Genomic DNA, 13,152 nt, shown 5'->3' on the forward strand with positions numbered 1-13,152 from the left:
GCATTGGTAGTTTTAGACCAGATTACCACTGGTTTCTTGAAGCAGCCTTGCAAACAAAGCCACTTCAAAAAGTGGCGGACTCAACAGGATTCGAACCTGTGACCGCTCGGTTCGTAGCCGAGTACTCTATCCAGCTGAGCTATGAGTCCGTGTCTTGCCGCGCATTATAGGTCGCTGAAACATTTTTGCAAGAACTTTTTCGTTTAAAATCAACTACTTAGCGTTCTTACCGTTTACAGCGCCCTAAGCGAATAATGGCGGTGAAGGGGGGATTCGAACCCCCGATACCCTTATGAGGTATACTCCCTTAGCAGGGGAGCGCCTTCGGCCACTCGGCCACCTCACCGCAACACGAGGCGAATATTAAAGAACCTCTTTCACCTTTGCAACCCTTTTTTTGAAAAAAACTTCAAAAAAATTAAAGGCTTGGCTCTTCATCCTTCTCTTTCTTGATCCGCAGGTAGATTTCCTCGCGGTGAACGGCCACTTCTTTAGGGGCGCTGACGCCAATACGCACCTGGTTGCCTTTGACGCCAAGCACCGTCACGGTGATCTCGCCGTCTCCAATGATCAGGCTCTCGGCGCACCGACGAGTCAGAATCAACATAGCTTTCTCCTTACGCAAAACATTCAGGGGTAACAGTCTTTGGTATCGGGGCCTGGTCGTGGACGACGACCAGGCCCCGGTTACTCGCCACACAGGGCAGGACAGGCCATGCGTGGCGAGCAGAAACGCGAAGGGCGCGGCAAGCCGCGCCCTTCCTGGCAGCGCCTTACTCGCCCTGTCGGACAGGTGCGTCGAGCTCGAACGCGGTGTGCAGCGCACGCACGGCCAGCTCCAGGTACTTCTCTTCGATCACGACCGAAACCTTGATCTCGGAGGTGGAGATCATCTGGATGTTGATGCTCTCCTTGGCCAGGGCTTCGAACATGCGGCTGGCAACACCGGCGTGCGAACGCATGCCGACGCCAACGATCGAGACCTTGGCGATCTTGGTATCGCCGATCACTTCACGGGCACCGATTTCGCGGGCAGTGTTTTCCAGCACGCTTTGCGCCTTCTCGTACTCGTTGCGGTGTACGGTGAAGGTGAAGTCGGTGGTGTTATCGTGGGCAACGTTTTGCACGATCATGTCGACTTCGATGTTCGAAGCGCTGATCGGGCCGAGGATCTTGAAGGCCACGCCCGGGGTGTCCGGCACGCCGCGAATGGTCAGCTTGGCTTCATCACGGTTGAAGGCGATACCGGAAATGATCGGCTGTTCCATGGATTCCTCTTCATCAATGGTAATGAGGGTACCCGGACCCTCCTTGAAGCTGTGCAGCACGCGCAGCGGAACGTTGTACTTGCCGGCGAACTCCACCGAACGGATCTGCAGCACCTTGGAACCGAGGCTGGCCATTTCCAGCATCTCTTCGAAGGTGATCTTCTCCAGGCGTCGGGCCTGTGGCACGACGCGCGGGTCAGTGGTGTAGACGCCATCGACGTCGGTGTAGATCTGGCACTCGTCAGCTTTCAGCGCTGCCGCCAGGGCCACACCCGTGGTGTCGGAGCCGCCACGGCCCAGGGTGGTGATGCTGCCGTGCTCGTCGACGCCCTGGAAGCCTGCTACCACGACCACGCGGCCTTCCTTGAGGTCGGCACGAATCTTCTGGTCGTCGATCTGCAGGATGCGCGCCTTGTTATGCGAGCTGTCGGTGAGGATGCGCACCTGGTTGCCGGTGTAGGACACGGCTGGCACACCACGCTTGATCAAGGCCATGGTCAGCAGGGCAATGGTGACCTGCTCACCGGTCGACACGATCACGTCCAGTTCACGCGGAACCGGATGATCGGTGATCTGCTTGGCCAGGTCGATCAGGCGATTGGTTTCACCGCTCATGGCCGACAGCACAACCACCAGGTCGTCGCCTGCCTCACGGTGTTTCTTGACCTTTTCGGCAACCTGCTCGATCCGCTCGATGGAACCGACAGAGGTGCCGCCAAATTTCTGTACGATCAACGCCATTTCAATGGTGCCTCAGCCCATACAGGGCCTCAAAAAACAATCCAACATGAAGGAGTGGACGGGAGTGGCCTGTGTGGCTAAGCCTTGCACCCGAGACTGAGCGCACGAATTAGCCGTACAGGCCACCAGACCACCCACCCCTTCATCTCAAAGTCCCTGCTCTGCGAATGGCACGGCCAGCGCCAGGGCCTGGTCCAGTGCAGCGACGTCGACGCCACCACCCTGGGCCATGTCCGGACGACCACCGCCCTTGCCACCCACCGCCGCAGCGGCTTGTTTCATCAGATCGCCAGCCTTGAGTTGGCTGGAGAGGTCCTTGGTCACGCCGGCCACCAGCACAACCTTGCCCTCATGCTCGCTGCCCAGCAGGATCACTGCGTGGCCGAGCTTGTTTTTCAACTGATCGACCAGGGCCAGCAAGGCCTTGCCGTCCTGCCCATCCAGGCGGGCGGCGAGAACCTTGGCACCCTTGACCTCAACAGCCGCGTTGGAGAGATCGTCCCCGGCGGCGCTGGCAGCCTTGGCCTGCAACTGTTCCAGCTGCTTCTCCAGCTGACGGTTGCGCTCGAGCACAGCCGACAGCTTGTCGATCAGGTTGTCGCGGTTGCCCTTGACCAGTTGCGCGGCTTCCTTGACCTGCTCTTCGGCAGCATTCAGGTAGGCCAGCGCAGCAGCGCCGGTCACGGCTTCGATACGGCGCACACCAGAGGCTACGCCGCCTTCGCTGATGATCTTGAACAGGCTGATGTCACCGGTGCGCTTGGCGTGGATACCGCCGCACAGCTCTACCGAGAAATCACCGCCCATGCTCAGCACACGCACGGTGTCGCCGTACTTCTCGCCGAACAGCGCCATGGCACCTTTGGCCTTGGCGGTTTCGATGTCGGTCAGTTCGGTTTGCACCGGAGTGTTCTTGCGCACTTCGCGGTTGACGATGTCTTCCAGGGCCTTGATCTGCTCTGGCTTCAACGCCTCGAAGTGGCTGAAGTCGAAACGCAGGCGCTGGCTATCCACCAGAGAGCCCTTCTGCTGTACATGTTCGCCCAGCACCTGGCGCAGCGCTTCGTGCAGCAGGTGGGTAGCAGAGTGGTTGAGCGAAGTGGCGTGCTGCACCTCGGCATCGACCTTGGCCACGACCGGCGAACCGATCACCAACGCACCGCTGGCGACCACGCCGTGGTGCAGGAAGGCACCGCCGGTTTTGGTGGTGTCGCGCACATCGAAGCGCGCAGCGCCGGCCTGCAGGAAGCCGGTGTCACCCACCTGACCACCGGATTCGGCATAGAACGGCGTGCGGTCGAGCACGACCACGCCCTGCTCGCCTTCACCTAATTGGTCGACGGCCTGGCCGTCTTTGTACAGGGCGATGATCTTGCCTTGGCCTTCGGTGGCGTCGTAACCGAGGAACTCGGTGGCGCTGTCGACCTTGACCACGCTGTTGTAGTCCATACCGAAGGCGCTGGCGGAACGCGCACGCTCACGCTGGGCGTCCATCTCGCGCTCGAAGCCGGCTTCGTCGATGGTCAGCTCGCGCTCACGGGCAATGTCGGCCGTCAGGTCCATCGGGAACCCGTAGGTGTCATACAGCTTGAACACCACATCGCCCGGTACCACGTCGCCTTTCAGCTGGGCCAGGTCCTGCTCGAGGATGCGCAGGCCTTGCTCCAGGGTCTTGGCGAACTGCTCTTCTTCAGCCTTCAGCACACGCTCGATGTGCGCTTGCTGGCTCTTCAGCTCAGGGAAGGCCTCGCCCATTTCGGCGGCCAGTGCGGCAACGATCTGGTAGAAGAAGCTGCCTTTGGCGCCCAGCTTGTTGCCGTGGCGGCAGGCGCGACGAATGATGCGCCGCAGCACATAACCACGGCCTTCGTTGGACGGCAGCACACCGTCGGCGATCAGGAAGCCGCACGAGCGAATATGGTCGGCGACCACCTTCAGCGACGCCTGGCCGTCATTGCTGCAACCGATAGCCTTGGCCGCAGCCGCCAGCAGGTTCTGGAACAGGTCGATCTCGTAGTTCGAGTGCACGTGCTGCAGCACGGCGCTGACGCGCTCCAGGCCCATGCCGGTGTCCACCGACGGCGCTGGCAGCGGGTGCAGCACGCCGTCGGCGGTGCGGTTGAACTGCATGAAGACGTTGTTCCAGATCTCGATGTAGCGGTCGCCGTCTTCTTCTGGCGAGCCGGGCGGGCCGCCCCAGATGTCAGCGCCGTGGTCGTAGAAGATTTCGGTGCACGGGCCGCACGGGCCAGTGTCACCCATGGTCCAGAAGTTGTCGGAGGCGTAAGGGGCGCCCTTGTTGTCGCCGATGCGCACCATGCGCTCGGCCGGCACGCCGATTTCCTTGGTCCAGATGTCGTAGGCTTCGTCGTCAGTGGCGTAGACGGTGACCCAGAGCTTTTCCTTGGGCAGGTTAAGCCACTTGTCCGAGGTCAGGAAGTTCCAGGCGTAGGTGATGGCATCACGCTTGAAATAGTCGCCGAAGCTGAAGTTGCCCAGCATTTCGAAGAACGTATGGTGACGCGCGGTGTAACCGACGTTTTCCAGGTCGTTGTGCTTACCACCGGCGCGCACGCACTTCTGGCTGCTGACAGCCCGGGTGTAGGCACGCTTCTCCGCGCCGAGGAAACAGTCTTTGAACTGGTTCATGCCGGCATTGGTGAACAGCAGGGTTGGGTCGTTGTTCGGGATCAGCGAACTGGAGGCGACTCGGGTGTGTCCCTGCTCTTCGAAGAAGCGAAGGAAGGCTTCACGGATTTCTGCGCTTTTCATAGGTTCTTCCACGGAAACGGCGGCCCTGTCGGGCAAACGCGTCGACGAAACGACGGCAAAGGGCCGCATTATATCGGTCCTGCAATCTCGATGCAGTGTGTTTATACGATAGAAACCATCGTTTGGACGGTTTTTCGGGCTATGCAAACGAAAATGACATGACCGGATGCTAAATCCTGTCTTTCGCCACTGGCAAGCCAATTACCGCCGATGGGAAGGGAAAATGGAACAGGCGGTGAATTAAAAGAGTTTCACGGGGAATGAAGGATCCAATTCATCCTGTCAGGGCCCTATCGCCGGCCAGCCAGTTCCCACAGGATAACCCCAGGCCTGGCTGTCATGCAGTCCCTGTGGGAGCTGGCTTGCCGGCGATAGGGCCGGGGCAGGAAGACAGGCAATCAGCCCAGCCGCTGCCCCGAATCCGGCACGATCAGGATGCCGGCCCGCAAGCCGTTCCTGACCTTGGGATTGGGAAAAATGATGCGCGCCCCCTCCTCCTCGACCACCCAGCGCATTTCGGCCAGGTCTTCAGCCAGCAGGTAACCCTTGCTCAGCTCTGAGAAGTTTTCAATGTCCGCCGGCAGGTGCAGGTGGAAGCTGTCGCTGTGCTTGATGATCTCACGCGAAACGCTGAACAGTTGCAGGCCATCCAGCGAGCCTTCACCCTCTGGCTCGGTGCCTTCGATGATCTGGATCAGGCGCTCTTCGAGCCGGTCGAGGTTGACCTGCTCGTTCTGGCCAAACGGGCGGGCCTTGCCCAGTTCCAGAGTGAAAGCTTCGGCATCCAGCTGTTCGTAGGTAAAGGCACTGAAGGTGATGGAGGATTTGCTCTGCAGCAGCACCGCTTCCATGCCTGCCGCTGCCAGGCGCGCCAGTTCACGACGGGAGTGCTTGCGCCCTTCTTTATAGGGGTACAAGGCAAATTGCTCGATCTTCGAACCGCGGATGGCGGTATGCAGGTCGTAGTGCAGGCGGCTGCGCTCCGGCTTGCTGAAGAACACCCGGGCGAACTGTTCCAGCTCGGCGGCACGTAATGCCTCGAAGCCACTGGAAAGCTCATGGCGGCCGTTGAACAGCCGATTGATGTCCTGCTCGATGAACCGTTCGCCCTTGCGGATCGCCGCCGGGTTGCCAAACAGGAACAGCAGCCGTGCCTTGGGTTTGATCTTGCCGTTGGCCACACCGTGCAACAGCCGTTCGAGCAATTCGATCGGCGCCGTTTCGTTGCCATGAATGCCCGCAGACAATAACAAGTCCAGCCCGCAATCATCGCTTTCGGCGGGGCGCACTTCGAGCGCGCCCTCCCCCAGCCAGCGCAAACGCGCGCCCTTGGGTGTCACTTGGGTCTTCTCGGCCGGTTCGTGATCGGTGAGTGTCAGCTCAAGCAATTTGCCAAGGGCGAGCATAGGGGCTTCCTTAGTGGTGGTGGCCGCAGTCAGGGCCATGGACGTGATCGTCGTCTTCGCCAACCTCGGCCGGCTCCATTTCCAGCTGCAGGCTGACCAGGTTGGTGGCCATCGGGCGCAGCAGCAGGTTGGCGTACTCGGTGTCATCTTCATCGACATCTACACCGATCAGCAGCTGGCCACGGCCGTCCTGCTGAATCCACACTTCCTTGCCTTGCCAGACCACGGCAAAACGGGTGCAGGAGGTTTCCAGCTGGGTGCCGTCTTCATCTTCAAGGATCAGGCGCAGGGCATCGGTCATTGCAAAGTCTCTCTTCAAGGTTGGCGTTGGAACGGGTATACCGAGCCCAACTTCAGGATCTGGGTCAATTCGTCCAGTGCCGTACGGCATTCCACCAGCAACTGCGGGTCGGCCAGGTCCGCTTCGCCCAGGCGATCGCGGTAATGCTTGCCGACCCACTGCACCAGGGTGTCGTACAGCGGGGCGGTCATGATAACGCCTTGGTTCACCGCCGCCAGTTCCGATTCCTTCAACGCCACGCGCAGACGCAGGCAAGCCGGGCCACCGCCGTTCTGCATGCTTTGCTTGAGGTCGAATACCTTGACCTCCCTGACCGGGCCACCTTGGCTGGTCAGCTGGCCCAGGTAGGCCCAGACCCGCTCGTTGTTGCGGCACTCCTCCGGCACCACCAGCAGCATGGAGCCGTCATCGCGGCTGAGCAACTGGCTGTTGAACAGGTAAGAGCGCACGGCATCCTCTACCGCCACCGCCGCACGTGGCACGCAGATGGCCTGGAAGTGGCCGCCCTTGTTGGCCAGTTTAGCGCGCAGCTGACCAAGCACCGCGTCGGTCTCGAGGAACGCGTCCTCGTGATAGAACAGCACTTCGCCGTTGCCCACCGAAATCACGTCGTTATGGAACACGCCCTGATCGATCACGGCGGGGTTCTGTTGAGCGTAGACCACACCGCCATCGCTCAACCCATGCAACCGGGCCACGGCCTGCGAAGCCTCCAGGGTTTGCCGGGCCGGGTACTTCTGCGGCGCCGGGTAACGGCTGTCGAAGGCACTGCGGCCATAAACGAAAAACTCCACGCCGGGGTCACCATAAGCACGGCAGAAGCGCGTGTGGTTGGCCGCGCCCTCGTCACCGAACTGTGCCACGGCCGGCAATGCTGCGTGGTGGGCAAAGTGTTTCTCGTTGTTGAACATGGCGCCCAGCACACGGCTGGTGGTCGGGTGCTCGATGCTGCGGTGGTACTTGCAGTTCAGGTTGGCGGCGGTGAAGTGCACGCGGCCATCCGCCGTGTCGGCACTGGGGCTGACCGTGGCCGCATTGGCCACCCACATGCTCGAGGCCGAGCAGCTGGCCACCAGCAACGGCATGGCGTCTTTCGCAGCACGCTGGATGACCTCGGCATCGCTGCCGCTAAACCCCAGGCGGCGCAGCGCGGCCACATCCGGGCGCTCTTGCGGCGCCAGCACGCCCTGCTTGAAGCCCATGTCGGCCAGCGCTTTCATTTTTGCCAGACCTTGACGCGCGGCTTCGCGCGGGCTGGAACCCTGCTGGCTGTTGCTCTGTGAAGCCACGTTGCCGTAAGACAGGCCGCCATAGTTGTGGGTAGGCCCCACCAGGCCATCAAAATTCACTTCATAGGATTTCATCGGCTAGGCTCCGTGACCTGTTGTTATAGGGTGATGCCCGGCGTGAGTGTCGCCGGCAAGGCAAGGCTGGCGGTCTCCAGCGAAGCCACGGGGTAAGCACAGTAGTCAGCCGCGTAGTAGGCACTGGCGCGGTGGTTGCCACTGGCACCCACGCCACCGAACGGCGCGCTGCTGGCGGCGCCGGTCAGTTGCTTGTTCCAGTTGACGATGCCGGCGCGGCTTCGCAGCCAGAAGTACTGGTAGCGGGCACGCGAGTCGGACAGCAAGCCGGCGGCCAGACCGAACTGGGTGTTGTTGGCTTCATCGATGGCGGCATCGAAGTCGGCGTAACGGATCACCTGCAACAGCGGGCCAAAGAACTCCTCGTCCGGGCGCTCGGCCACGCCTGTGACATCGACAATGCCCGGGGTCAGCAGCGCGGCATCGGCCTGCGGCTGGGTCATTTCCAGCAGCTTCACGCCACCCTTGGCGGCCAGTTCGGCCTGGGCCGCAATCAGCGCCCGCGCCGCCTGCAGCGAAATGACCGAGCCCATGAACGGCGCTGGCTGATCGTCAAATGCACCCACCGTGATGGTTTTGCACACCTCGACCAGGCGTGCGATCAGCGCATCACCCCAGGCGCCTTGCGGCACCAGCAGGCGCCGCGCGCAGGTGCAACGCTGCCCGGCAGAAATGAACGCCGACTGGATAATGGTGTACACCGCAGCGTCGAGGTCCTTGACCTCGTCTACCACCAGCGGGTTGTTGCCCCCCATTTCCAGGGCCAGAATCTTGTCCGGGCGACCGGCGAACTGCTGGTGCAGCAAGTTGCCGGTGCGGCTGGAACCTGTGAAGAACAGGCCATCGATCCCCGGGTTGGCGGCCAGTGCCACACCGGTTTCACGCGCGCCTTGCACCAGGTTCAGCACGCCCGCCGGCAGGCCGGCGGCGATCCAGCAGTTGACGGTCAGCTCGGCGACCTTGGGCGTCAGCTCGCTGGGCTTGAACACCACGCAGTTACCCGCCAGCAGCGCCGGCACAATATGGCCATTGGGCAAGTGACCGGGGAAGTTGTAGGGGCCGAACACCGCCACCACGCCATGGGGCTTGTGCCGCAGCACGGCCGTGGCGTCGGCCAGCGGGCCGCTCTTTTCCCCGGTGCGCTCGCGGTAGCTTTGTACCGAGATCGCCACCTTGTTGATCATGCTGGTGACTTCGGTCGCCGACTCCCACAGGGGCTTTCCGGTTTCCTCACCGATGCACTGTGCCAACGCTTCGGCATGCTTTTTCAGCTGTTCGGCGAACTTCTCCAGCACATCGATGCGCGCTTCCAGGCTCAGTTGTGCCCACGCCGGGAAGGTCCGGCGCGCTGCCTGCACAGCGGCGTCCACTTGGCTGGCGTCAGCGCCCTGCCCTTGCCAGATGACAGCCTGGGTTACCGGGTTCAGCGACTGCAGGGCTTCGCCCTGCCCCGCCAGCCAATTGCCTGCGATGTAATGCGTGGTCATTTATTGGGCCTCCCGGCTGGCCGACAGCGGCACGGCACGCACGTTGTCGCCAGCCCCCATGCGCAGACGCTTGGCGGTCAACGGGTCGACCACCAGGGTACCGGCAGCCAGCCGCGCCGGAGCGGCAGTGATGCGGCAATCGTCGCGTTTGCGGTTGTGGATGATGTAAGGGGTGGCGTCATCGCCCGGCGTGCCGACTGCCAGCACCAAGGTCTGGCTCTCGCGCACGGCGCGGATCTTGGCGGTATCACACTCGATGGCGGGGCCTGCGTCGAAGATGTCGACATAGCCCTGATAGTTGAAACCTTCCTGCTTGAGCATGGCCAGCGCCGGCTCGGTGTCGACGTGCACGCGGCCGATCACCTCGCGCGCCGCCTCGGACAGGAAGCAGGTGTACAGCGGGAACTTGGGCATCAGCTCGGCGATGAACGACTTGTTGCCTACGCCGGTCAGGTAGTCCGCCTGGCTGAACTCCATCTTGAAGAAATGCCGGCCAAGGCTTTCCCAGAAAGGCGAACGGCCATGCTCGTCGGACATGCCACGCATTTCGGCGATGATCTTTTTGCCGAACAGCTCCGGGAACTCGGCAATGAACAGCATGCGCGCGCGCGACAGCAGGCGGCCATTGAGCCCGGAGCGGTAGTCGCTGCGCAGGAACAGCGAGCACAGTTCAGAGTTGCCGGTCAGGTCGTTGGCGAGGAACAGGGTGGGGATTTCGCGATAGATCTTCAGCTCCTGCGAGGCGCTGACGGTCAGGCCGACCCGATAGTTGTACCACGGCTCGCGCAGGCCGACGGCACCCGCGATGGCACTGATGCCCACCACCAGGCCTTCGTCGTTTTCCAGCACGAACAGGTAGTCGGTGTCGCCACGCTCGGCTTCGCCACGGAAGCTCTTTTCCGCCCAGCCAACGCGATGCCCCAGGCGTTCCTCGTTGGCCGGCAGCGTGGTCAGCCCGGTGGTGCCGGTGCTGCGTGCCAATTCGATCAACGCAGGCAAATCGCTGCTGCGTACAGGACGAACGATCATGCTATCTCCTTGTGCGGCGGCGGCGGCCGGCGCAAAACTCTTCTAACGCATCAATCCCGAAACGTCTGTTACCAGACCTCAGACTGCGACCAGGCGCACGCTGCCACCCTCACCCACACCCAGCGCATCGGCCGCAGCCAAGCTCAGGCACACCGGCTTGCCGGGCACCCAGTCCAGGTCCAGCAGCACTGCGCGGTAGTCCTGCAACTGGCCGTTGCACACCAGGTACGGGCGCCCCCCCTTGCCCGGCGCGTCCTCGATTTTCACCGGCGCCGAGCGGCTCTGGGCAATCGAGCGAATGCCCGAAGTGCGCGCATGCAGAGTCGGGCCGCCGTCGAAAATGTCGATGTAATGCTCGGTCTCGAAGCCTTCGCGCATGAGGATGTCGAAGGTGATCTGCGCGCGCGGGTGCACCTGCCCCATGGCTTCCTGCGCCTCATCGGGCAGCAGCGGCACGTAGATAGGGTAATGCGGCATCAGTTCGGCGAGGAAAGTGCGGCTCTTCAGGCCACACAGGCGCTCGGCGTCGGAGTAGTTAAGGTCGAAGAAATTGCGGCCGATGGCATCCCAGAACGGCGATTCGCCATTCTCGTCGCTGTAACCGACGATTTCGGTCACTACCGAGTCGGCGAAACGCTCCGGGTGCGCGGCCATGAACAGCAGGCGACCGCGCGAATTGAGCTCGGCCCAGCCGCTGTTCACCAGCTCCGGCAATACATAGAAGCTGGTCAGCAGGCTGTTGCCGGTCAGGTCATGACACAGCGACAGCACGTGGATCTTGTTGTGGATCTTCAGTTCGCGCGAGGCATGCACGAAGGTTTCGTTACGAAAACTGTAGAACGGCTCGGAGTAGCCAGCCGAAGCGACAATGGCCGAGCAGCCGGCCAGCTTGCCGGTCTCGCTGTCTTCAAGCACAAAAAAGTAGCTTTCCTCGCCGTTGAAGCTGACCTCGGCGGCGAAGGAAGTCTCGGAAGCGGCGATCTTGTCGCCCAGGCGAGCAGCGTCGTCCGGCAGCGAGGTGACACCAATGGGGCTGTCTGCAGCCATGCGCTGCACTTCGTTCAGATCAGCCATTTGCGCGGGGCGCATCACCAGCATGGTGTCACTCCTTTGGAATACGGGCCGCTCACCGCGGCACGGAAAAACGGCAGGTACACAGGCACCTGCAGTGGAATCGGTTATCGCCGGCCAGGCCCGCTAGTGGCCTGGGCCGGCGACGGGACCGCAGGCGGATCAGCCTTTGGTCAAGGCAGCCACAGCGCGCTCGAAGCGGTCCAGGCCTTCATCGATGTCGGCGTCTTCAACCACCAGGCTTGGCGCAAAACGGACCACGTCCGGGCCGGCCTGCAGCACCATTACGCCTTCTTTCTCGGCAGCGTTGAGCACGTCCTTGGCCTTGCCCTGCCAAGCCTCGGCAAGTACGCAGCCGATCAGCAGACCAACACCACGTACCTGGGTAAACAGGTTGTACTTCTGGCCGATCTGTTCCAGGCGGGTTTTGAAGCGTGCGTGCTTGGCCTTGATGCCGGCCAGGGTTTCAGGGGTATTGACCACATCCAACACCGCGCAGGCGACGGCGCAGCCCAGCGGGTTACCGCCGTAGGTGGTGCCGTGTGTACCGACCGCCAGGTGCTTGGCCAGTTCGGTGGTGGTCAGCATGGCGCCGATCGGGAAGCCCCCGCCCAGGCTCTTGGCGCTGGTCAGGATGTCGGGCGTCACGCCGTAGTGCTGGTAGGCATACAGCGAACCGGTGCGGCCCACGCCAGTCTGCACTTCGTCGAAGATCAGCAGGGCGTTGTGCTCGTCGCACAGCTTGCGCGCGCCTTCCAGGTAGGCCTTGTCGGCCGGCACCACGCCGCTCTCGCCCTGGATCGGCTCGATCACCACGGCGCAGGTCTTGTCGGAAATCTTTGCCTTCAACGCTTCCAGGTCGTTGTACGGCACGTGGCTGATGCCAGTGATCTTCGGACCGAAACCGTCGGAGTACTTCGGCTGCCCACCAACGCTGACGGTGAACAAGGTGCGGCCGTGGAAGCTGTTCACCGTGGCGATGATTTCGTGCTTTTCCGGGCCGAAGCGGTCATGGGCGACGCGACGGGCCAGCTTGAAAGCGGCCTCGTTGGCCTCGGCGCCGGAGTTGCAGAAGAACGCCCGGTCGGCAAAGGTAGCGTCCACCAGCTTGTGAGCCAGGCGCAGGGCCGGCTCGTTGGTGAACACGTTGGATACGTGCCAGAGCGTGTTGGCCTGGTCGGTCAGGGCCTTGACCAGTGCCGGGTGGCAGTGGCCCAGGGCGTTTACCGCGATGCCACCGGCAAAATCGATCAGCTCGCGACCCGACTGGTCCCACACACGGGAACCCTCGCCTCGCACAGGAATGAAGGCCGCCGGAGAATAGTTGGGGACCATGACCTGGTCGAAATCGGCACGTTGCACCGGGGCTTGCTCAACGGACATCTGAGTCTCCTGAAGAGGAACGCTGGCCTGGAAGTGGGCGAGCGATGGGGGGATTGTAAGGACTGATCCGCGCCTGTCCTTGCGGCCAAGCGACAACTTGTTACAGCGCAAAACCCAGTTTTGACAAGGCTTTCGGCAATGCGACAAACACTGTCGCAATCGCGCAGTGTACGGGAGAGAGGATGCTGGGTGAACGGGTGTTCACATTGGGATTGAACGCTGCCTGCACCGGCCCTTTCGCGGGACAAGCCCGCTCCCACAGATTCACTACTGAATCAGATGGCAACGAGCATCTGTGGGAGCGGGCTTGCCCCGCGAAAGGGCCAGCAC

At 62.1% G+C, this 13,152-nt stretch carries 10 protein-coding genes and 2 tRNA genes; all 12 read right to left on the reverse strand.

Going from position 1 to position 13,152, the window contains the following annotated elements:
• Positions 1-72: 72 nt before the first annotated feature.
• Positions 73-149 (reverse strand) — tRNA-Arg (locus AC07XM_RS13455).
• A 106-nt stretch (positions 150-255) separates the two neighbouring features.
• A tRNA-Ser gene (locus AC07XM_RS13460) sits at positions 256-346 on the reverse strand.
• 72 nt (positions 347-418) lie between these two features.
• The gene (gene csrA, locus AC07XM_RS13465; RefSeq protein WP_003254503.1) at positions 419-607 is read right to left on the reverse strand and encodes a carbon storage regulator CsrA; all 189 of its coding nucleotides are present in this window, start codon (positions 605-607) and stop codon (positions 419-421) included.
• 166 nt (positions 608-773) lie between these two features.
• A complete protein-coding gene (locus AC07XM_RS13470) occupies positions 774-2,009 on the reverse strand; it encodes an aspartate kinase (RefSeq protein ID WP_016488485.1) in 1,236 nt (411 codons plus the stop codon).
• 147 nt (positions 2,010-2,156) lie between these two features.
• The gene (gene alaS / locus AC07XM_RS13475) at positions 2,157-4,781 is read right to left on the reverse strand and encodes an alanine--tRNA ligase (protein WP_024717733.1); all 2,625 of its coding nucleotides are present in this window, start codon (positions 4,779-4,781) and stop codon (positions 2,157-2,159) included.
• A 398-nt stretch (positions 4,782-5,179) separates the two neighbouring features.
• Positions 5,180-6,187 (reverse strand): succinylglutamate desuccinylase, encoded by a 1,008-nt coding sequence (gene astE, locus AC07XM_RS13480; protein WP_016488487.1) that lies wholly within the window; start codon positions 6,185-6,187, stop codon positions 5,180-5,182.
• 10 nt (positions 6,188-6,197) lie between these two features.
• Positions 6,198-6,488, reverse strand: a complete 291-nt coding sequence (locus AC07XM_RS13485) for a hypothetical protein (RefSeq protein WP_016488488.1) — start codon at positions 6,486-6,488, stop codon at positions 6,198-6,200.
• Between the two features lie 14 nt (positions 6,489-6,502).
• Positions 6,503-7,852 carry an N-succinylarginine dihydrolase gene (gene astB / locus AC07XM_RS13490; RefSeq protein ID WP_016488489.1) on the reverse strand — a complete coding sequence of 450 codons (1,350 nt, stop codon included), beginning with the start codon at positions 7,850-7,852 and terminating at the stop codon, positions 6,503-6,505.
• Positions 7,853-7,875: 23 nt separating this feature from the next.
• Complete coding sequence (astD, locus tag AC07XM_RS13495) at positions 7,876-9,339, reverse strand: succinylglutamate-semialdehyde dehydrogenase (protein WP_016488490.1); 1,464 nt, start codon at positions 9,337-9,339, stop codon at positions 7,876-7,878.
• Entirely contained in the window at positions 9,340-10,368 is a 1,029-nt protein-coding gene (astA, locus tag AC07XM_RS13500; protein WP_016488491.1) for an arginine N-succinyltransferase, read from the reverse strand.
• Positions 10,369-10,446: 78 nt separating this feature from the next.
• Positions 10,447-11,466 carry an arginine/ornithine succinyltransferase subunit alpha gene (aruF, locus tag AC07XM_RS13505; RefSeq protein ID WP_016488492.1) on the reverse strand — a complete coding sequence of 340 codons (1,020 nt, stop codon included), beginning with the start codon at positions 11,464-11,466 and terminating at the stop codon, positions 10,447-10,449.
• A 135-nt stretch (positions 11,467-11,601) separates the two neighbouring features.
• The gene (locus AC07XM_RS13510; protein ID WP_016488493.1) at positions 11,602-12,822 is read right to left on the reverse strand and encodes an aspartate aminotransferase family protein; all 1,221 of its coding nucleotides are present in this window, start codon (positions 12,820-12,822) and stop codon (positions 11,602-11,604) included.
• Positions 12,823-13,152: the final 330 nt, after the last annotated feature.

This window comes from Pseudomonas sp. GW460-LB5 (assembly GCF_059423245.1).

Bases quoted from the DNA above. Each gene is read 5' to 3' on its own strand.
- astD (WP_016488490.1), bottom strand. From the start codon at position 9,339: ATGACCACGCATTACATCGCAGGCAATTGGCTGGCGGGGCAGGGCGAA.
- csrA (WP_003254503.1), bottom strand. From the start codon at position 607: ATGTTGATTCTGACTCGTCGGTGCGCCGAGAGCCTGATCATTGGAGAC.
- astB (WP_016488489.1), bottom strand. From the start codon at position 7,852: ATGAAATCCTATGAAGTGAATTTTGATGGCCTGGTGGGGCCTACCCAC.
- alaS (WP_024717733.1), bottom strand. From the start codon at position 4,781: ATGAAAAGCGCAGAAATCCGTGAAGCCTTCCTTCGCTTCTTCGAAGAG.
- AC07XM_RS13485 (WP_016488488.1), bottom strand. From the start codon at position 6,488: ATGACCGATGCCCTGCGCCTGATCCTTGAAGATGAAGACGGCACCCAG.
- AC07XM_RS13470 (WP_016488485.1), bottom strand. From the start codon at position 2,009: ATGGCGTTGATCGTACAGAAATTTGGCGGCACCTCTGTCGGTTCCATC.
- AC07XM_RS13510 (WP_016488493.1), bottom strand. From the start codon at position 12,822: ATGTCCGTTGAGCAAGCCCCGGTGCAACGTGCCGATTTCGACCAGGTC.
- aruF (WP_016488492.1), bottom strand. From the start codon at position 11,466: ATGCTGGTGATGCGCCCCGCGCAAATGGCTGATCTGAACGAAGTGCAG.
- astE (WP_016488487.1), bottom strand. From the start codon at position 6,187: ATGCTCGCCCTTGGCAAATTGCTTGAGCTGACACTCACCGATCACGAA.
- astA (WP_016488491.1), bottom strand. From the start codon at position 10,368: ATGATCGTTCGTCCTGTACGCAGCAGCGATTTGCCTGCGTTGATCGAA.